Below are 16680 nucleotides of genomic sequence, written 5' to 3'. Positions count from 1 at the left end.
GTGAGAGCCGTGGTGGAATCACGGAGGGAGGTTCCTACATGGGTCGCAGCTTGAAAAAAGGACCTTTTGTCGATGACCACTTAATGAAAAAAGTGGAGGCACAAGAGGCTTCTGAGAAAAAACAAGTTATCAAAACTTGGTCACGCCGTTCTACAATCTTCCCGAACTTCATCGGTTTAACGATTGCTGTTTATGATGGACGTAAACACGTTCCAGTATACGTAACAGAAGATATGGTTGGCCACAAACTTGGTGAGTTCGCACCGACACGTGCTTACAAAGGTCACGGTGCAGACGACAAGAAAACAAGACGCTAATTTTGAGAGGAGGTAAATCCTAATGACACAAGCTAAAGCTATCGCTCGTACAGTTCGCATTGCTCCTCGTAAGGTACGTCTAGTTGTAGACTTAATTCGAGGCAAGCAAGTTGGTGAGGCAGTTGCAATTTTACGTCATACTCCAAAAGCGGCGTCTCCAGTCGTTGAAAAAGTATTAAAATCTGCAGTTGCTAACGCTGAGCACAATTATGATCTTGACATCAACTCTTTAGTAGTTTCTGAAGTTTTCGTTGATGAAGGTCCAACATTAAAACGTTTCCGTCCACGTGCACAAGGACGTGCAAGCGCAATTAACAAACGCACAAGCCACATTACTCTAGTGGTATCTGAGAAGAAGGAGGGTTAATCCGTGGGTCAAAAAGTACATCCAATAGGACTACGCGTTGGTATTATTCGTGACTGGGAGTCAAAATGGTACGCTGAAAAAGACTATGCAACTCTACTTCACGAAGACATCAAAGTGCGTAAATATATTGAAACGGCTCTTAAAGACGCTTCTGTTTCTAAAGTAGAAATCGAACGTGCTGCAAACCGTGTAAACATTACAATTCACACTGCGAAACCAGGTATGGTAATCGGTAAAGGTGGTACTGAAGTTGAAAATCTTCGTAAATACCTTAGCGATTTAACTGGTAAACGTGTACACATCAATATTATCGAAATCAAACGTGCTGATCTTGATGCTCGCTTAGTAGCTGAAAACATCGCTCGTCAATTAGAAAACCGTGTATCATTCCGTCGTGCGCAAAAGCAAGCGATCCAACGCACAATCCGCGCTGGTGCAAAAGGAATTAAAACACAAGTATCTGGTCGTTTAGGTGGCGCTGATATTGCGCGTGCTGAACACTATAGTGAAGGAACTGTTCCACTTCATACTCTACGTGCTGACATTGATTATGCACACGCAGAAGCTGACACTACTTACGGTAAATTAGGCGTTAAAGTATGGATCTACCGTGGTGAAGTTCTTCCTACGAAGAAATCTGTGGAAGGAGGCAAATAATATGTTATTGCCTAAACGCGTAAAATACCGTCGTGAACACCGCGGAAACATGCGTGGCGAAGCGAAAGGCGGTAAAGAAGTAACTTTCGGCGAATGGGGCTTACAAGCTCAAACAGCTAGCTGGATTACTAACCGTCAAATCGAATCTGCTCGTATCGCGATGACTCGTTACATGAAACGTGGCGGTAAAGTTTGGATTAAAATCTTCCCACACAAACCTTACACTAAAAAACCTCTAGAAGTCCGCATGGGTTCTGGTAAAGGTTCTCCTGAAGGTTGGGTAGCAGTAGTAAAACCAGGAAAAGTAATGTTCGAAATTGCTGGTGTATCTGAAGAGGTTGCACGTGAAGCACTTCGTTTAGCATCACATAAGCTTCCTGTTAAATGTAAAATCGTAAAACGTCAAGAAACTGGTGGTGAATCTAATGAAAGCTAATGAAATCCGTGACCTTGCCACTTCTGAAATTGAATTAAAAGTGAAATCACTGAAAGAAGAGCTTTTCAACCTTCGCTTCCAATTGGCGACTGGTCAATTAGAAAACACAGCTCGTATTCGTGAAGTGCGTAAAGCAATCGCGCGTATGAAAACTGTTATTCGTGAAAGAGAAATCAGTGCAAATAACTGATAAAGGAGGTTTTCAAGTATGACTGAGCGTAATCAACGCAAAGTTTACACGGGCCGCGTCGTTTCAGATAAAATGGACAAAACTGTTACTGTTTTAGTTGAGACTTACAAAAAGCACAAGCTTTATGGTAAACGTGTAAAATACTCTAAAAAGTTTAAAGCTCATGATGAGTTAAACACAGCGAAAATCGGTGATATCGTACGTATCATGGAAACTCGCCCGCTATCAGCTACTAAACGTTTCCGTCTAGTTGAAGTTGTAGAAAAAGCGGTTATTATTTAATAACTATTTCGGAACAACCAATTTCCGAAGGGAGGTAACCTAAGTGATCCAACAAGAAAGTCGTATGAAAGTTGCTGACAACTCAGGTGCACGTGAAGTTCTTACAATTAAAGTGCTTGGTGGCTCTGGCCGTAAAACTGCTAACATCGGTGATATCGTTGTTTGTACAGTTAAGAAAGCAACACCAGGTGGCGTTGTCAAGAAGGGTGACGTTGTTAAGGCTGTTATCGTTCGTACTAAATCAGGCGTACGTCGTAAAGATGGTACGTACATCAAATTTGATGAAAATGCTTGTGTAATTATTCGTGATGATAAATCACCACGCGGAACTCGTATTTTCGGACCTGTTGCACGTGAATTACGTGACAGCAACTTCATGAAAATCGTTTCTCTAGCTCCAGAAGTTCTTTAATTTCATGATAGTGCCAATCAAGGAGGTGCGACAGCATGCATGTAAAAAAAGGTGACAAGGTTAAGGTTATCACTGGTAAGGATAAAGGCAAAGAAGGCGTAATTCTTGCTGCTTACCCTAAACAAGATCGCGTTCTTGTTGAAGGTGTGAACATCGTGAAAAAACACGTAAAACCTAACCAATTGAATCCACAAGGTGGAATTGTGAGCCAAGAAGCTGCAATTCACGTTTCGAACGTAATGCTAATCGATCCTAAATCTGGCGAGCCGACTCGTGTAGGTTATAAAATCGAAAACGGTAAAAAAGTTCGTGTTGCAAAAAAATCAGGTGCAGTAATCGACTAATTAGTATAAATAGAAGGGAGGTACACACATGAGCCGCCTAAAAGAAAAATATTTAAATGAAGTTTCACCTGCTCTTATGAGCAAGTTTGGATATAAATCAGTTATGCAACTGCCAAAAGTTGAGAAAATCGTTATCAACATGGGTGTTGGTGATGCAGTTCAAAACTCAAAAGCATTAGATGCAGCTGTAGAAGAATTAACAATCATCACTGGTCAAAAACCAGTAGTAACGAAAGCGAAAAAATCGATCGCAGGCTTCCGTCTACGTGAAGGTATGCCTATCGGTGCTAAAGTTACATTACGCGGTGAGCGTATGTATGAATTCTTGGACAAATTAATCTCAATCTCACTACCTCGTGTACGTGACTTCCGTGGTGTTTCTAAAAAAGCATTCGATGGTCGCGGTAACTACACTTTAGGTGTTAAAGAGCAATTAATTTTCCCAGAAATCGATTACGATAAAGTTTCAAAAGTACGCGGTATGGACATCGTGATCGTAACGACAGCGAATTCTGATGAAGAAGCTCGCGAGTTATTGACACAATTCGGTATGCCGTTCCAAAAGTAATCAAACAAGGAGGGCGAAAACGTGGCTAAAAAATCTATGATCGTTAAACAACAACGTAAGCAAAAGTTTAAAGTACAAGAATATACACGTTGTGAACGCTGTGGTCGTCCACATTCAGTATATCGCAAATTCAAACTTTGCCGTATTTGTTTCCGAGAACTTGCATATAAGGGACAAATTCCTGGCGTGAAAAAAGCCAGCTGGTAATCCCCTAATTTGGGAAGGAGGTAAATGTAATGACAATGACTGATCCGATTGCAGATATGCTTACTCGCATTCGTAATGCGAACATGGTTCGTCACGAGAAGTTAGAAGTACCAGCTTCCAACGTGAAAAAAGAAATCGCTGAAATTTTAAAGCGTGAAGGTTTCGTACGTGACGTAGAATACGTGGAAGACAATAAGCAAGGTATTATCCGTATCTTCTTAAAATACGGTAAAGATAACGAGCGTGTTATCACTGGCTTAAAACGTATTTCTAAACCTGGTCTACGAGTATATGCTAAAACAAATGAAGTACCTAAAGTATTGAACGGACTTGGTATCGCTTTAGTGTCAACTTCACAAGGTTTATTAACAGATAAAGAAGCTCGCGCTAAACAAGTTGGCGGCGAAGTTCTAGCATACGTTTGGTAATTAGCAATAAATGAATGGAGGTGCAACTAAATGTCTCGTGTAGGTAAAAAAATTATCGAGGTACCAGCTAACGTAACTGTTACTGTTGCAGCTGACAACAATGTTACTGTTAAAGGTCCTAAAGGCGAACTTGTTCGTTCTTTCCACCAAGATATGAAAATTGAGCAAGAAGGTAACGTAATCGCAGTATCTCGTCCTTCTGATTCAAAAGAACACCGCACAAACCACGGTACTACTCGTGCGCTTCTAGCGAACATGGTTACTGGTGTTTCTGCTGGTTTCGAAAAATCTTTAGAGCTTATCGGTGTTGGTTACCGTGCGCAATTACAAGGTAAAAAACTTGTACTTAACGTAGGTTATTCACATCCAGTTGAGTTCACACCTGAAGATGGTCTAGAAATTGAAGTTCCTTCTAACACTAAAATCATCGTTAAAGGTATCAGCAAAGAACGCGTTGGTGCTCTTGCATCTAACATCCGTGACGTGCGTCCACCAGAGCCTTACAAAGGTAAAGGTATCCGTTATGAAGGCGAATATGTTCGTCGTAAAGAAGGTAAAACAGGTAAATAATGCTGCCTAAGCATTAGAAAGGAGTGACCCTTGTGATTACGAAACAAGATAAAAATCAGGTTCGTAAAAAACGTCATGCACGTGTACGTTCTAAAATTTCGGGTACTGCTGAGCGTCCACGCTTAAACGTATTCCGTTCTAACAAGAACATTTACGCGCAACTTATCGATGACGTAGCAGGCGTAACAATTGTTAGCGCATCTTCTCAAGAAAATGCTTTCGAAGGTGCTGGTAACAATGTTGATGCTGCAACTAAAGTCGGTGAAACAATCGCAAAACGCGCTACGGAAAAAAATATTACTGCTGTAGTATTTGACCGTGGTGGTTACTTATATCATGGACGCGTTAAAGCTTTAGCTGAAGCTGCACGTGAGAACGGTTTAGAATTTTAATAAGAAGGAGGGACACATTTCATGAGTCGTATTGACGCAAACAAACTTGGAGAACTTGAAGAACGCGTAGTTACTATTAACCGTGTTGCTAAAGTTGTTAAAGGTGGACGTCGCTTCCGCTTCACAGCATTAGTTGTAGTTGGCGATAGAAACGGTCATGTAGGTTTCGGTACTGGTAAAGCTCAAGAGGTGCCAGATGCTATCCGCAAAGCTGTTGAAGATGCGAAGAAAAACTTAATCGAAGTGCCACGCGTAGGTGGAACAACTCCACACTTAGTGCAAGGTCGCTTTGGTGCAGGAGAAATCCTAATCAAACCTGCTGCTCCTGGTACAGGAGTTATCGCTGGTGGCCCAGTACGTGCCGTACTTGAGCTTGCTGGTATTACTGATATTCTTTCAAAATCACTTGGATCAAACACACCAATCAACATGGTGCGTGCAACTGTTCAAGGTTTAACTGAATTAAAACGCGTAGAGGACGTAGCTAAATTACGTGGTAAATCAGTGGAAGAAATATTAGGATAAGGGGGGAAAGATAATGGCTAACAAATTAGAAATCACCCTTACAAAATCTGTGATTGGTACTAAACCGGCGCAACGTAAGACAATCGAAGCTCTAGGTTTACGTAAATTACATCAAACTGTTGAGAAAGCTGATAATGCAGCAACTCGCGGTATGTTAGATAAAGTAGCTCACTTAGTTACTGTAAAAGAAATTTAATTTCCAATTATTGAACAAGGAGGTGCCACCCACTATGAAACTGCATGAGTTAAAACCAGCAGAAGGTTCTCGTAAGCAACGCAACCGCGTTGGTCGTGGTATCGGTTCTGGTAACGGTAAAACAGCAGGTAAAGGTCATAAAGGTCAAAACGCTCGTTCTGGTGGCGGTGTACGCCCAGGCTTCGAGGGCGGTCAAAACCCATTATTCCGCCGTTTACCAAAACGTGGCTTTACGAACATTAACCGTAAAGAATACGCAATCGTTAACCTTGACACTTTAAACCGTTTCGAAGACGGTGCAGAGGTAACTACTGCATTATTACTTGAAACTGGTCTTGTGAGCAATGAAAAAGCTGGAATTAAAGTTCTTGGCAACGGAACTCTAAACAAAAAGCTTACTGTAAAAGCTCATAAATTCTCAGCTTCAGCAAAAGAAGCAATCGAGAATGCCGGCGGAACTACTGAGGTGATTTAATGTTTCAGACAATCTCTAACTTTATGCGTGTTCGAGATATACGAAATAAAATCATTTTCACCCTTTTATTGTTAATCGTTTTCCGTATTGGTACGTTTGTGCCAGTACCAAACGTTGATGCTAATGTATTAAAGGTAACTGATGAGTTGAATCTCGTTGGTTTCCTGAATACTTTTGGCGGTGGTGCACTGAAAAACTTCTCCATCTTCGCTATGGGGATTTATCCATACATCACTGCTTCAATCATTGTTCAGTTATTGCAAATGGACGTAGTACCGAAATTTGCTGAATGGGCAAAGCAAGGTGAAGTCGGACGACGTAAACTTGCTCAATTCACTCGCTACTTTACAATCATTCTTGCTTTTATTCAGTCATTCGCGATGTCATTTGGTTTTAATAAAATGTATGGCGGATCATTGATTAAGGAAGAAGGAATTTTAACGTATGTTACAATTTGTATTGTATTAACAGCGGGTACAGCATTCCTAGTTTGGCTTGCTGAACAAATTACTGCGCATGGTGTTGGTAATGGTATTTCGATTGTAATTTTCGCAGGTATAGTTGCGGCATTACCTACAAGTATCAACCAAGTTTATGCACAACAAATCGAGGGTGCTGGTGATAAGCTATTTATCAACCTGGTTATCCTAGGCTTACTTATTTTAATTATGCTTGCAGTTGTTGTTGGAGTTATCTACGTGCAACAAGCACTACGTAAAATTCCAATACAGTATGCAAAACGAGTTACTGGACGTAACCAGCAAACTGGTGGTCAACAAACGCATTTACCATTAAAAGTAAATGCCGCAGGGGTTATTCCGGTAATCTTTGCATCAGCGTTCTTGATGACACCTCGTATGTTAGTTCCGTTCTTTGGTAAAAATGATGTGACAACATTCATTGAAAACATATTCAATTATGAAAAACCTGTTGGAATGATTGTTTATATTGTTTTAATTATCGCATTCACATATTTCTATGCATTCGTACAAGTGAATCCAGAAAATGTGGCTGATAACTTGAAAAAGCAAGGTGCTTACATTCCAGGTATTCGTCCTGGAGAAAGTACGCAAACGTATTTAACAAGCGTGTTATATCGTCTGACATTTGTCGGTGCGATTTTCTTAACTGTTCTTTCTGTAATGCCGATTTTATTCATGAACTTTATGAATCTACCTGCCACTGTGCAGATCGGTGGTACAAGTATTATTATCGTAGTCGGCGTAGCGCTCGAAACGATGAAACAGCTAGAGTCTCAACTTGTTAAACGTCACTACAAAGGCTTTATGAAATAATGTTGGTTTTTGGGGAACGTTTCATCGTTTCCTGAAATCAGCAAACCTTTTGTGGGAGGAATATTTCCTTATGAATATCGTTTTAATGGGTCTGCCAGGTGCTGGTAAAGGTACACAGGCAGATAAGATTGTTGAGAAGTACGCGATTCCTCATATTTCTACAGGCGATATGTTCCGTGCTGCTATTAAAGAAGGCACAGAACTAGGCTTACAGGCTAAATCGTTTATGAATCAAGGAGCTTTAGTTCCAGACGAAGTAACGATTGGTATTGTTCGTGAGCGACTTGCTAAGCCTGATTGTGAAAAGGGCTTCTTATTAGATGGGTTCCCTCGTACTGTTCCACAAGCTGAAGCTTTAGATAGCATTCTTGCTGATCTAGGCAAGGCAATTGAACATACGCTTAACATTCAAGTTGAAAGAGATGAGTTAATTGCTCGTCTATCAGGTCGTCGTATTTGTAAAACTTGCGGTACATCCTATCATTTAATTTTCAATCCTCCTGCTGAGGAAGGAAAATGTGATAAAGATGGTGGCGAGCTTTATACACGTGCGGATGATAATCCTGAAACGGTTGCAAACCGTCTGGACGTAAATATGAAACAAGCACAGCCTTTACTTGATTTCTATGAAGCTAAAGGTGTGTTAACTAATATAGATGGGCAGCAAGATATTAACAAAGTGTTTGCTGATCTTGATGCTCTATTACAGGGCAGCCGCAGCTGATACCCGGCTCCGGGCGCAGAATACTGCTTCCGCGGGAGGCATGCGGAAGCAACAACGAAACATAATTTTTTTGAGAGTTGCAAAAGCATATTGTGCCCGGTATATATTTCTTTTAAAAAGTGCAACATTATTTTTAAAGGAGTATAATGGGTTTCGTGGAAGCATCTGTGTAACGGGTATGAATATCTCATCCAAGACATTCCGGTATTCGTGTAAACATGGGAGATTCAGTGCCCTTTGCTGGTCCTGTAGATTCCGTGGATTGTGTGAAGCGAAACCAGACGAGCGTCTTTCAAACATCTCTCATACAATCCAAACATATGTTGAAACGAGGTTGCTTCGATGGTTGCAGCAGATATCCGTTTGATGTAACGATGAGAACTTTAATTTGCATATAGAGAGGAGACAGAGTAGATGGCGAAAGATGATGTAATTGAAGTCGAAGGAACAGTTGTTGAGACTTTGCCAAACGCGATGTTTAAGGTAGAATTAGAAAATGGACATGTGATTCTAGCACACGTATCTGGTAAGATTCGTATGCACTTTATCCGCATTCTACCTGGAGATAAGGTTACTATCGAGTTATCTCCTTATGATTTAACTCGCGGTCGTATCACATACCGTTTTAAATAATCTTTTGCGCTCCGGACTACTAAGGAGGTTAGGTTAGATGAAAGTGAGACCATCTGTGAAACCGATCTGCGAAAAATGTAAAGTAATTCGCCGACGCGGTAAAGTAATGGTAATCTGTGAAAATCCTAAACACAAACAAAAACAAGGATAATTCTGAAGGAGGTGCACAACGTACATGGCACGTATTGCTGGTGTTGACATTCCTCGCGACAAACGCGTGGTAATTTCATTAACGTACATTTTCGGTATTGGTAAAACTACAGCTCAGAAAGTATTAGCTGACGCAGGCATTTCAGAAGATACACGCGTACGCGACTTAACTGAAGATGAGTTAAACAAAATCCGTGAACAATTAGATTCATACAAACTTGAAGGTGACTTACGTCGCGAAACTTCATTAAATATTAAACGTCTGATGGAAATCGGTTCATTCCGTGGTATCCGTCACCGTCGTGGTTTACCTGTTCGTGGTCAAAATACGAAGAACAATGCGCGTACGCGTAAAGGTCCTCGTAAAACAGTTGCGAACAAGAAAAAATAATTGGTAAAGGAGGTTCCTTCTTAACATGGCTCGTAAACAACAAACTCGTAAACGTCGTGTGAAAAAGAATATCGAATCTGGTATTGCACACATTCGTTCTACATTTAACAATACAATTGTAACGATTACAGATATGCAAGGTAACGCTGTATCTTGGTCAAGTGCTGGTGCTCTTGGTTTCCGTGGTTCACGTAAATCTACACCATTCGCTGCTCAAATGGCTGCAGAAACTGCTGCTAAAACATCCCTTGAACATGGTCTGAAAACGTTGGAAGTAACTGTTAAAGGTCCTGGTGCAGGTCGTGAAGCTGCAATTCGTGCACTTCAAGCTGCTGGGTTAGAAGTAACTGCTATTAAAGACGTTACTCCAGTTCCTCACAATGGTTGCCGTCCGCCAAAACGTCGTCGCGTGTAATGGGTGCGTCTCATATTGTATGAGAACATCATTTTTTGTACAGACTGTCTTGTGCAGATAATAAACGATACGTCATTGACGATCGAATCTATGATGGAAAGAACCTATACATTCGATGTTTTGAAGGAGGGTAAATGAAATGATCGAAATTGAAAAACCAAAGATTGAAACGGTGGAGATCAGCGAAGATTCCAAATATGGAAAGTTTGTTGTAGAACCGCTTGAACGCGGATATGGAAACACTTTGGGTAATTCTTTACGTCGTATCCTTCTGTCTTCATTACCAGGAGCTGCTGTCACTTCAATTCAAATTGACGGTGTTCTTCACGAATTCTCAACAGTAGAAGGCGTGGTAGAGGATGTAGCTTCAATTATTTTGAACGTGAAAAAACTTGCTCTTAAAATCTACTCTGACGAAGAAAAAGTTATTGAGATTGATGTAAAAGGCGATGGTACAGTTACGGCTGCTGACATTACACATGACAGTGACGTAGAAATTTTAAACCCAGATCTATATATTGCAACAATCGCTAAAAACGGTCATTTACGTATGCGTATGTACGCTCAACGCGGCCGTGGTTACACTCCTGCTGATCAAAACAAACGTGAGGATCTTCCTATCGGCGTGATCCCGATCGACTCTATTTACACTCCAGTATCACGCGTCAATTTCCAAGTGGAAAATACTCGTGTAGGTCAGTCTTCTGACTACGATAAACTTTCTCTTGATGTGTGGACAGATGGTAGCATCGGTCCGAAAGAGGCGATTTCGCTCGGAGCAAAAATTTTAACCGAGCATCTTAACATCTTCGTTGGCATGACTGATGAGGCACAAACTGCTGAAATCATGGTCGAAAAAGAAGAGGATCAAAAAGAAAAAGTTTTAGAGATGACTATCGAAGAACTTGATCTTTCTGTTCGTTCTTATAACTGCTTGAAACGCGCTGGTATTAATACAGTACTTGAGCTTGCAAACAAGTCAGAAGACGATATGATGAAGGTTCGTAACCTTGGACGTAAGTCACTAGAAGAAGTAAAAGCGAAGTTAGAAGAGCTTGGTTTAGGATTACGCAAAGAAGACTAAGCGATTTAAACAAAACTTACAAGATCAGATATTTTTTTATAAGGGAGGGAAACATCCATGGGTTACAGAAAACTTGGTCGTACAAGTTCTCAACGTAAAGCGATGTTACGTGACTTAGCTACTGATTTAATCATCAACGAGCGTATCGAAACTACTGAGGCTCGCGCTAAAGAAGTACGTAAAGCTGTTGAAAAAATGATTACTTTAGGTAAACGCGGTGATTTACACGCACGCCGTCAAGCTGCTGCATTCATCCGTCGTGAACTAGTAACAACTACTGATGCAGAAGGTAACGAAACAACTTCATTTGCACTTCAAAAGTTATTTGATGATGTTGCGCCACGTTATGCAGAACGTCAAGGTGGTTACACTCGTATTCTTAAAGTAGGTCCTCGTCGTGGTGACGGTGCACCTGTAGTTGTGATTGAACTAGTTTAATCATAAGAGAAAACTTGTGGTGAAGAGGGTGGGAATCACCACCCTCTTTCTTTATAAATGATTTATACGACAAATAATTAAGCTGAGCGTTATGATGAGCGGGCACTTAGGTGTGGCGTCTCGTTTAGCTCTCCGCACCTCATTCAAGGAAACAAGGATTTGAGCACCCATGTTTCTTGTAAATGTAACGACTAGCGCATTTCTATTGAATGAGGTGCGCGCTTTTTTATTATGTAAGACAGCGCCAAATTGTGGTGCTTTTTTTAATATATGGGCTTGGGAATTTGCTTTTTATATCAAATACATTCATTAACATGACGTGAACAATCCATATTAGAGGGCCTTAAAATCTTGGATGTTTTGCTCAATGTAAAAGAGTTGGATAGGAATTACTACAATGTTTTTATCACTTTTCTTTTATCGACATAATGATTGTAGTAGAAATCATACATAAAACAGTGTAAGTTAGTTAGTAGAGCTGAGCATGTAGAGAGGAGTTCTAGAAATGCCTGAAATTCTATCGTTAAATAATGTAACATTTTCATATACACCGGAAGATAATGAAAGCCGTAATGCTGTGGAGAATGTAAGCTTTGCAGTGCAGGAGGGTGAATGGATTGCTATCGTGGGCCATAACGGTTCTGGTAAATCTACGATTGCAAAGCTAATGAATGGATTGTTATATCCACAACAGGGCGATGTACGTATATTACGCGAAGTATTAACAGAAGAGAATCTTTGGGAGAGCCGTTCGCAGATGGGGATGGTTTTTCAAAATCCTGATAATCAATTTGTCGGAGCGACTGTGCAGGATGATGTAGCCTTTGCTCTTGAAAATAACGGTGTACCATTTGAAGAAATGGTGAAACGTGTACATGCAGCACTAGAGCAAGTGAAAATGAGTGAATTCTTAGATCATGAGCCTCATCACTTATCGGGTGGGCAAAAGCAGCGTGTTGCCATCGCAGGTGCACTTGCGTTAAAGCCAAAGCTTCTTATCCTCGATGAAGCTACGTCTATGCTAGATCCACAGGGACGTAGTGAAGTATTACAGACAGTTCAAACTTTACGTGCTGAAACAGGATTAACAGTACTATCCATTACACATGATTTAGAAGAGGCGATGCTTGCGGATCGTATCCTTTTCATGAACGATGGTAAGAAATTTGCTGAGGGTACACCTGTAGAAATATTTGCACTTGGGGACAAGCTAGTTGAGCTAGGGCTTGACTTACCATTTGCCATGAAGCTATCAAAGTTACTGCAAAAGGAAGGTGTTCCATTAATGGGACAACATATGACAGAAGAAGAGTTGGTGAATGACTTATGGACATCAAACTTCAACAAGTAAGCTATGCCTATGCACAGGGCACACCCTTTGAAAAACGGGCATTATTCGATGTAGATTTTGAAATCCCATCACATACGTATCAAGCGATTATTGGGCATACAGGCTCGGGAAAATCAACCATACTTCAGCACTTTAACGCACTTCTAAGACCTACTTCTGGGGAAGTACATATAGGAGACCGTATTGTTGTAGCTGGTAAAAAGGCGAAGGATTTAAAGGCTGTTCGCCAAAAGGTTGGTATTGTATTTCAATTTCCAGAACATCAACTGTTTGAAGAAACCGTGTTAAAGGATATTATGTTTGGTCCTATGAATTTCGGTGTCTCAGAACAAGAGGCTGAAGCCCGTGCAAAGGAACTAGTTGGCTTAGTAGGTCTACCAGAGAACGTCCTTGAAAAATCACCTTTTGATTTATCAGGTGGACAGATGAGACGAGTGGCAATTGCAGGTGTATTAGCCATGGAGCCAGAGGTGATTGTTTTAGATGAACCAACTGCTGGGCTTGATCCGCGTGGTCAAAAGGAAATTATGGATATGTTTTATAATCTTCATCAGGAACGAGGGCTTACGACAATACTAGTTACGCATAGTATGGAGGACGCAGCTCGTTATGCAGATAATATTGTTATTATGCATGAAGGAAAAAACGTATTGAGTGGTACACCGCAAGAGATTTTTAAAGATGTCGAGACATTAAAAAATTTCCGCTTAGAGCCTCCTCGTATTGTACGCTTTCAGCAAAAAATCGAGCAAATGATGAAAAAGCCTTTTCAAAAAGTATGTTTAACGGAAGAGGAGCTCGCTTCTGAAGTTGCTCGAATGCTACGAGAGGAGCGTGCAGAATCATGATGGAGAAAATGATATTTGGACGCTTCCTACCAGGAAATTCTCCTGTTCATAGGCTTGATCCGCGTTCAAAGCTACTATTTGTCTTCGCGTTCATTATTATCGTATTTTTAGCAAACAATACAGCGACGTATGCTATGCTTCTAGCCTTTACCTTACTTATTGTATTTGTATCGCGTATACGTCTGTATTTTTTAATTAACGGTTTAAAGCCAGTACTATTTTTAATGGCCTTTACCTTCTTACTTCATATTTTTATGACAAGGGAAGGTGCCCTGGTATTTGATTGGAAGTATATTAAAATCTACGAAGAGGGAATACGACAAGGGATTTTTATTTCAGTACGTTTTCTAGTATTGGTCTTTATGACATCTATCTTAACGCTCACAACGTCACCGATCTCAATTACAGATGGCATTGAAGTACTGCTAAATCCATTAAAAGCTTTAAAAGTGCCTGTTCATGAGTTAGCCTTGATGATGTCTATTTCATTGCGCTTCATACCCACGTTAATGGATGAGACAGATAAAATTATGAAGGCTCAAATGGCACGTGGCTCAGATTTATCCTCAGGACCGTTAACAGATCGTATTAAGGCCGTGGTCCCATTGCTAGTTCCTCTCTTTGTTAGTGCCTTTAAACGGGCGGAGGATTTAGCAACAGCTATGGAAGTAAGAGGCTACCGTGGAGGAGAGGGACGCACTAGATATCGTAAGCTAAAGTGGGATATGGGTGATACATTTGCTTTGGTGTTACTAGTAGCAATAGCTGTATTGCTATTCTTTTATAGAAGTTAAAGGAGTTAGCTTTATGCGACGATTAAAAGTAATTATTAGCTATGATGGAACACATTTTTCTGGCTATCAGGTACAGCCTGGAGAGCGCACAATCCAGGCTGAGCTAGAGCGTGTTCTTGCCATTATGCATAAAGGGGAAAAGATAAAAGTTACCGCAAGTGGCCGTACAGATGCGAGAGTCCATGCAACAGGACAAACATTGCATTTTGATACACCACTTGCCATTCCAGCTGACAAGTATAGCAAGGCTTTGAATGTACAGCTTCCTAGAGATATTCGCGTATTGTCAGTAGAGGAAGTAGTACATGACTTCCATGCACGATACAGTGTGACTGGAAAGCGATACCGCTATATTTGGTCCTGTGAGCCTGTTCAAAGCCCGTTCCGTAGACATTTCACGGTTGAGACAAATGGCGTCAAACCCAATGTAGATGCGATGCAGGAGGCGGCGAGGGCTATCATTGGAACACATGATTTTTCATGTTTTTGTGCAGCAAATACGAGTGTGAAGGATAAAGTACGCACAGTAACGACACTGCAATTTGAATGGCATGGGGAAGAGCTTCATATGGTGATTGAAGGTACTGGCTTCTTATATAATATGGTTCGTATTATTGCAGGTACACTTTGGGAGGTTGGTGTAGGACGACGTGCTATAGATAATGTGGCACTTGTAATCGCCTCAGAAGACCGTGATAAAGCGGGAAAAACCGCGCCCCCACAAGGGTTATACTTAGAAAAAGTGTTCTATTAGAGACGTTCTATCATTCTGAACAACTTCACCAGGTGTTTAATGAAATTGCTTGACTTTAAAAGTCATTCATTATATGATAACAGATGGTATTTTCATTACCACCACAAATAAGCCCCGAAACTTATAGTGTAGTTTAATGAAAAATAACGGTAATCGAATCGATTAGGAGGATATATACATGCGTACAACATTCATGGCTAAAGGTCACGAAGTAGACCGTAAATGGTTAGTAGTTGATGCAGAAGGCCAAACTCTTGGACGTTTAGCTTCTGAAGTAGCTGCAATCTTACGTGGTAAACATAAACCAACATTCACACCAAACGTTGACACAGGTGATCACGTAATCATCATCAACGCTGATAAAATCCATTTAACTGGTAACAAATTAGAAGGTAAACTTTACCGTCACCACACTCAATTCGCTGGTGGTTTAAAAACTCGTACTGCTGGTGAAATGCTAGATAAGTACCCAACAAGAATGATCGAATTAGCAGTTAAAGGTATGCTTCCTAAAAACTCTTTAGGTCGCAAAATGTTCACTAAACTTAATGTTTACACAGGAACAGAGCATCCACATGCTGCACAAAAACCAGAAGCATATGAGCTTCGCGGATAATATAAATTAAGAGGAGGATATTACTTTGGCACAAGTTCAATACATCGGCACTGGTCGCCGTAAAAGCTCTGTAGCTCGCGTACGTTTAGTACCAGGTACAGGTAAAATTGTTATCAACAAACGTGAAATCGAAGAATACGTACCATTCGCTGCACTACGTGAAGTAATTAAACAACCATTAGTAGCTACTGAAACTACAGGAAGCTATGATATCCACGTAAACGTTAACGGTGGTGGATACACTGGTCAAGCTGGTGCTGTTCGTCACGGTATCGCTCGTGCTCTACTTCAAGTAGACCCAGATTTCCGTGCTGCACTAAAATCTGCTGGATTACTTACTCGTGATTCACGCATGAAAGAACGTAAAAAACCAGGTCTACGCGGCGCTCGTCGTGCACCTCAGTTCTCAAAACGTTAATATCGTTGTTATATCAACGTTTCCAAGCTCTTCTCAGGTTTACCTGAGAGGAGCTTTTTTATGTTGAACAAAAATAATACCCCCTTAATACACCCTTTGATTAAAACAGCTAGGTGATAAAGGATGAAATTAACCTTTGGTAATCACGGGTAAGACCTAATTCAGAAATGGATTATTTAACTATCATGATAGCGTATTACAAAAAATTGAAGGCAGTAAGCTAACAATTTGCACTGACCTAAAAATTGCGTTTGAATAAGGAATTATTTTATCGAAAATAATCAAATCTTTAAGTCAACCCCGAGTTGTGGTGAAAAACCATTTTGAAATATAATAAAAATTTATACTTGTATCTCTAGTAGCGTCACCTTTTATGATGAATTTAGTTACCGAATAAAACGGT

30 protein-coding genes and 1 pseudogene are annotated in these 16680 nt (G+C 40.6%); all 31 read left to right on the top strand.

From position 1 onward, the window contains the following. Positions 1-38 precede the first annotated feature (38 nt). Positions 39-317: a 30S ribosomal protein S19 gene (gene rpsS, locus QNH24_RS25290; protein ID WP_036151954.1), complete on the top strand. Its 279-nt coding sequence runs from the start codon at positions 39-41 to the stop codon at positions 315-317. A gap of 22 nt (positions 318-339) precedes the next feature. Continuing rightward, positions 340-684 (top strand): 50S ribosomal protein L22, encoded by a 345-nt coding sequence (gene rplV, locus QNH24_RS25285; protein ID WP_004233639.1) that lies wholly within the window; start codon positions 340-342, stop codon positions 682-684. A 3-nt stretch (positions 685-687) separates the two neighbouring features. Continuing rightward, on the top strand, positions 688-1341 hold the full coding sequence (rpsC, locus tag QNH24_RS25280; protein WP_004233642.1) for a 30S ribosomal protein S3: 654 nt from the start codon (positions 688-690) through the stop codon (positions 1339-1341). A gap of 1 nt (position 1342) precedes the next feature. Continuing rightward, on the top strand, positions 1343-1777 hold the full coding sequence (rplP, locus tag QNH24_RS25275; RefSeq protein ID WP_004233644.1) for a 50S ribosomal protein L16: 435 nt from the start codon (positions 1343-1345) through the stop codon (positions 1775-1777). Beyond that, positions 1767-1967, top strand: a complete 201-nt coding sequence (rpmC, locus tag QNH24_RS25270) for a 50S ribosomal protein L29 (protein WP_004233646.1) — start codon at positions 1767-1769, stop codon at positions 1965-1967. The genes rplP and rpmC overlap by 11 nt, the downstream gene beginning before the upstream one ends. A gap of 18 nt (positions 1968-1985) precedes the next feature. After that, complete coding sequence (rpsQ, locus tag QNH24_RS25265; RefSeq protein ID WP_004233648.1) at positions 1986-2249, top strand: 30S ribosomal protein S17; 264 nt, start codon at positions 1986-1988, stop codon at positions 2247-2249. 43 nt (positions 2250-2292) lie between these two features. Further along, positions 2293-2661 (top strand): 50S ribosomal protein L14, encoded by a 369-nt coding sequence (rplN, locus tag QNH24_RS25260; RefSeq protein WP_004233650.1) that lies wholly within the window; start codon positions 2293-2295, stop codon positions 2659-2661. A gap of 35 nt (positions 2662-2696) precedes the next feature. Then, on the top strand, positions 2697-3005 hold the full coding sequence (gene rplX / locus QNH24_RS25255) for a 50S ribosomal protein L24 (RefSeq protein WP_053482809.1): 309 nt from the start codon (positions 2697-2699) through the stop codon (positions 3003-3005). 28 nt (positions 3006-3033) lie between these two features. After that, complete coding sequence (gene rplE, locus QNH24_RS25250; protein ID WP_004233654.1) at positions 3034-3573, top strand: 50S ribosomal protein L5; 540 nt, start codon at positions 3034-3036, stop codon at positions 3571-3573. Between the two features lie 21 nt (positions 3574-3594). Beyond that, a complete protein-coding gene (locus QNH24_RS25245) occupies positions 3595-3780 on the top strand; it encodes a type Z 30S ribosomal protein S14 (protein WP_004233656.1) in 186 nt (61 codons plus the stop codon). A gap of 29 nt (positions 3781-3809) precedes the next feature. After that, on the top strand, positions 3810-4208 hold the full coding sequence (rpsH, locus tag QNH24_RS25240) for a 30S ribosomal protein S8 (protein WP_008181717.1): 399 nt from the start codon (positions 3810-3812) through the stop codon (positions 4206-4208). Between the two features lie 30 nt (positions 4209-4238). Continuing rightward, entirely contained in the window at positions 4239-4778 is a 540-nt protein-coding gene (rplF, locus tag QNH24_RS25235; protein WP_283870067.1) for a 50S ribosomal protein L6, read from the top strand. Between the two features lie 32 nt (positions 4779-4810). Beyond that, entirely contained in the window at positions 4811-5170 is a 360-nt protein-coding gene (gene rplR, locus QNH24_RS25230) for a 50S ribosomal protein L18 (protein WP_283870066.1), read from the top strand. A gap of 21 nt (positions 5171-5191) precedes the next feature. Continuing rightward, complete coding sequence (gene rpsE, locus QNH24_RS25225) at positions 5192-5695, top strand: 30S ribosomal protein S5 (protein ID WP_054771428.1); 504 nt, start codon at positions 5192-5194, stop codon at positions 5693-5695. Between the two features lie 13 nt (positions 5696-5708). Further along, the gene (gene rpmD / locus QNH24_RS25220) at positions 5709-5891 is read left to right on the top strand and encodes a 50S ribosomal protein L30 (RefSeq protein WP_054771429.1); all 183 of its coding nucleotides are present in this window, start codon (positions 5709-5711) and stop codon (positions 5889-5891) included. A gap of 34 nt (positions 5892-5925) precedes the next feature. Next, positions 5926-6366: a 50S ribosomal protein L15 gene (gene rplO / locus QNH24_RS25215; protein WP_054771430.1), complete on the top strand. Its 441-nt coding sequence runs from the start codon at positions 5926-5928 to the stop codon at positions 6364-6366. Beyond that, the gene (secY, locus tag QNH24_RS25210; RefSeq protein WP_283870065.1) at positions 6366-7661 is read left to right on the top strand and encodes a preprotein translocase subunit SecY; all 1296 of its coding nucleotides are present in this window, start codon (positions 6366-6368) and stop codon (positions 7659-7661) included. Before rplO ends, secY begins: the two co-directional genes overlap by 1 nt. A 70-nt stretch (positions 7662-7731) precedes the next feature. Continuing rightward, positions 7732-8385 (top strand): adenylate kinase, encoded by a 654-nt coding sequence (locus QNH24_RS25205; RefSeq protein WP_283870064.1) that lies wholly within the window; start codon positions 7732-7734, stop codon positions 8383-8385. A 259-nt stretch (positions 8386-8644) separates the two neighbouring features. After that, a pseudogene (locus QNH24_RS25200) lies at positions 8645-8713 on the top strand (hypothetical protein); the annotation flags it as partial. Positions 8714-8799: 86 nt separating this feature from the next. Continuing rightward, positions 8800-9018, top strand: coding sequence for a translation initiation factor IF-1 (gene infA / locus QNH24_RS25195; RefSeq protein WP_004233690.1), 219 nt, complete (start codon positions 8800-8802; stop codon positions 9016-9018). A 37-nt stretch (positions 9019-9055) separates the two neighbouring features. Continuing rightward, a complete protein-coding gene (gene rpmJ / locus QNH24_RS25190; RefSeq protein ID WP_000868344.1) occupies positions 9056-9169 on the top strand; it encodes a 50S ribosomal protein L36 in 114 nt (37 codons plus the stop codon). 24 nt (positions 9170-9193) lie between these two features. Next, the gene (gene rpsM, locus QNH24_RS25185; protein ID WP_004233729.1) at positions 9194-9559 is read left to right on the top strand and encodes a 30S ribosomal protein S13; all 366 of its coding nucleotides are present in this window, start codon (positions 9194-9196) and stop codon (positions 9557-9559) included. A 25-nt stretch (positions 9560-9584) separates the two neighbouring features. After that, a complete protein-coding gene (gene rpsK / locus QNH24_RS25180; RefSeq protein WP_004233731.1) occupies positions 9585-9974 on the top strand; it encodes a 30S ribosomal protein S11 in 390 nt (129 codons plus the stop codon). 139 nt (positions 9975-10113) lie between these two features. Next, positions 10114-11058: a DNA-directed RNA polymerase subunit alpha gene (locus tag QNH24_RS25175; RefSeq protein WP_004233733.1), complete on the top strand. Its 945-nt coding sequence runs from the start codon at positions 10114-10116 to the stop codon at positions 11056-11058. Between the two features lie 57 nt (positions 11059-11115). After that, on the top strand, positions 11116-11496 hold the full coding sequence (gene rplQ / locus QNH24_RS25170) for a 50S ribosomal protein L17 (protein ID WP_012296051.1): 381 nt from the start codon (positions 11116-11118) through the stop codon (positions 11494-11496). Positions 11497-12001: 505 nt separating this feature from the next. Next, positions 12002-12847 (top strand): energy-coupling factor ABC transporter ATP-binding protein, encoded by an 846-nt coding sequence (locus QNH24_RS25165; RefSeq protein WP_283870063.1) that lies wholly within the window; start codon positions 12002-12004, stop codon positions 12845-12847. Then, on the top strand, positions 12823-13695 hold the full coding sequence (locus QNH24_RS25160; protein ID WP_283870062.1) for an energy-coupling factor ABC transporter ATP-binding protein: 873 nt from the start codon (positions 12823-12825) through the stop codon (positions 13693-13695). The genes QNH24_RS25165 and QNH24_RS25160 overlap by 25 nt, the downstream gene beginning before the upstream one ends. Next, a complete protein-coding gene (locus QNH24_RS25155; RefSeq protein WP_054771434.1) occupies positions 13692-14489 on the top strand; it encodes an energy-coupling factor transporter transmembrane component T family protein in 798 nt (265 codons plus the stop codon). Before QNH24_RS25160 ends, QNH24_RS25155 begins: the two co-directional genes overlap by 4 nt. A gap of 13 nt (positions 14490-14502) precedes the next feature. Continuing rightward, positions 14503-15243, top strand: a complete 741-nt coding sequence (gene truA, locus QNH24_RS25150; RefSeq protein ID WP_283870061.1) for a tRNA pseudouridine(38-40) synthase TruA — start codon at positions 14503-14505, stop codon at positions 15241-15243. Between the two features lie 178 nt (positions 15244-15421). Continuing rightward, a complete protein-coding gene (gene rplM, locus QNH24_RS25145; protein WP_004233742.1) occupies positions 15422-15859 on the top strand; it encodes a 50S ribosomal protein L13 in 438 nt (145 codons plus the stop codon). A gap of 25 nt (positions 15860-15884) precedes the next feature. Then, a complete protein-coding gene (gene rpsI, locus QNH24_RS25140; RefSeq protein ID WP_004233744.1) occupies positions 15885-16277 on the top strand; it encodes a 30S ribosomal protein S9 in 393 nt (130 codons plus the stop codon). The last annotated feature ends 403 nt before the right edge of the window (positions 16278-16680 follow it).

Origin of the sequence: Lysinibacillus pakistanensis (genome assembly GCF_030123245.1) — a bacterium.
Lineage (GTDB): Bacteria > Bacillota > Bacilli > Bacillales_A > Planococcaceae > Lysinibacillus > Lysinibacillus pakistanensis.
Note: the sequence above shows the minus strand (reverse complement) of the source record. Positions and strands in the feature narration are given on the sequence as shown.

Excerpts from the sequence above, each read along its gene's own strand:
- rpsS (WP_036151954.1), top strand. The coding sequence starts at position 39 with ATGGGTCGCAGCTTGAAAAAAGGACCTTTTGTCGATGACCACTTAATG.
- rplV (WP_004233639.1), top strand. The coding sequence starts at position 340 with ATGACACAAGCTAAAGCTATCGCTCGTACAGTTCGCATTGCTCCTCGT.
- rplP (WP_004233644.1), top strand. The coding sequence starts at position 1,343 with ATGTTATTGCCTAAACGCGTAAAATACCGTCGTGAACACCGCGGAAAC.
- rpmC (WP_004233646.1), top strand. The coding sequence starts at position 1,767 with ATGAAAGCTAATGAAATCCGTGACCTTGCCACTTCTGAAATTGAATTA.
- rpsQ (WP_004233648.1), top strand. The coding sequence starts at position 1,986 with ATGACTGAGCGTAATCAACGCAAAGTTTACACGGGCCGCGTCGTTTCA.
- rplX (WP_053482809.1), top strand. The coding sequence starts at position 2,697 with ATGCATGTAAAAAAAGGTGACAAGGTTAAGGTTATCACTGGTAAGGAT.
- rplE (WP_004233654.1), top strand. The coding sequence starts at position 3,034 with ATGAGCCGCCTAAAAGAAAAATATTTAAATGAAGTTTCACCTGCTCTT.
- rpsH (WP_008181717.1), top strand. The coding sequence starts at position 3,810 with ATGACAATGACTGATCCGATTGCAGATATGCTTACTCGCATTCGTAAT.
- rplF (WP_283870067.1), top strand. The coding sequence starts at position 4,239 with ATGTCTCGTGTAGGTAAAAAAATTATCGAGGTACCAGCTAACGTAACT.
- rpsE (WP_054771428.1), top strand. The coding sequence starts at position 5,192 with ATGAGTCGTATTGACGCAAACAAACTTGGAGAACTTGAAGAACGCGTA.
- rpmD (WP_054771429.1), top strand. The coding sequence starts at position 5,709 with ATGGCTAACAAATTAGAAATCACCCTTACAAAATCTGTGATTGGTACT.
- rplO (WP_054771430.1), top strand. The coding sequence starts at position 5,926 with ATGAAACTGCATGAGTTAAAACCAGCAGAAGGTTCTCGTAAGCAACGC.
- secY (WP_283870065.1), top strand. The coding sequence starts at position 6,366 with ATGTTTCAGACAATCTCTAACTTTATGCGTGTTCGAGATATACGAAAT.
- QNH24_RS25205 (WP_283870064.1), top strand. The coding sequence starts at position 7,732 with ATGAATATCGTTTTAATGGGTCTGCCAGGTGCTGGTAAAGGTACACAG.
- infA (WP_004233690.1), top strand. The coding sequence starts at position 8,800 with ATGGCGAAAGATGATGTAATTGAAGTCGAAGGAACAGTTGTTGAGACT.
- rpmJ (WP_000868344.1), top strand. The coding sequence starts at position 9,056 with ATGAAAGTGAGACCATCTGTGAAACCGATCTGCGAAAAATGTAAAGTA.
- rpsM (WP_004233729.1), top strand. The coding sequence starts at position 9,194 with ATGGCACGTATTGCTGGTGTTGACATTCCTCGCGACAAACGCGTGGTA.
- rpsK (WP_004233731.1), top strand. The coding sequence starts at position 9,585 with ATGGCTCGTAAACAACAAACTCGTAAACGTCGTGTGAAAAAGAATATC.
- QNH24_RS25175 (WP_004233733.1), top strand. The coding sequence starts at position 10,114 with ATGATCGAAATTGAAAAACCAAAGATTGAAACGGTGGAGATCAGCGAA.
- rplQ (WP_012296051.1), top strand. The coding sequence starts at position 11,116 with ATGGGTTACAGAAAACTTGGTCGTACAAGTTCTCAACGTAAAGCGATG.
- QNH24_RS25165 (WP_283870063.1), top strand. The coding sequence starts at position 12,002 with ATGCCTGAAATTCTATCGTTAAATAATGTAACATTTTCATATACACCG.
- QNH24_RS25160 (WP_283870062.1), top strand. The coding sequence starts at position 12,823 with ATGGACATCAAACTTCAACAAGTAAGCTATGCCTATGCACAGGGCACA.
- QNH24_RS25155 (WP_054771434.1), top strand. The coding sequence starts at position 13,692 with ATGATGGAGAAAATGATATTTGGACGCTTCCTACCAGGAAATTCTCCT.
- truA (WP_283870061.1), top strand. The coding sequence starts at position 14,503 with ATGCGACGATTAAAAGTAATTATTAGCTATGATGGAACACATTTTTCT.
- rplM (WP_004233742.1), top strand. The coding sequence starts at position 15,422 with ATGCGTACAACATTCATGGCTAAAGGTCACGAAGTAGACCGTAAATGG.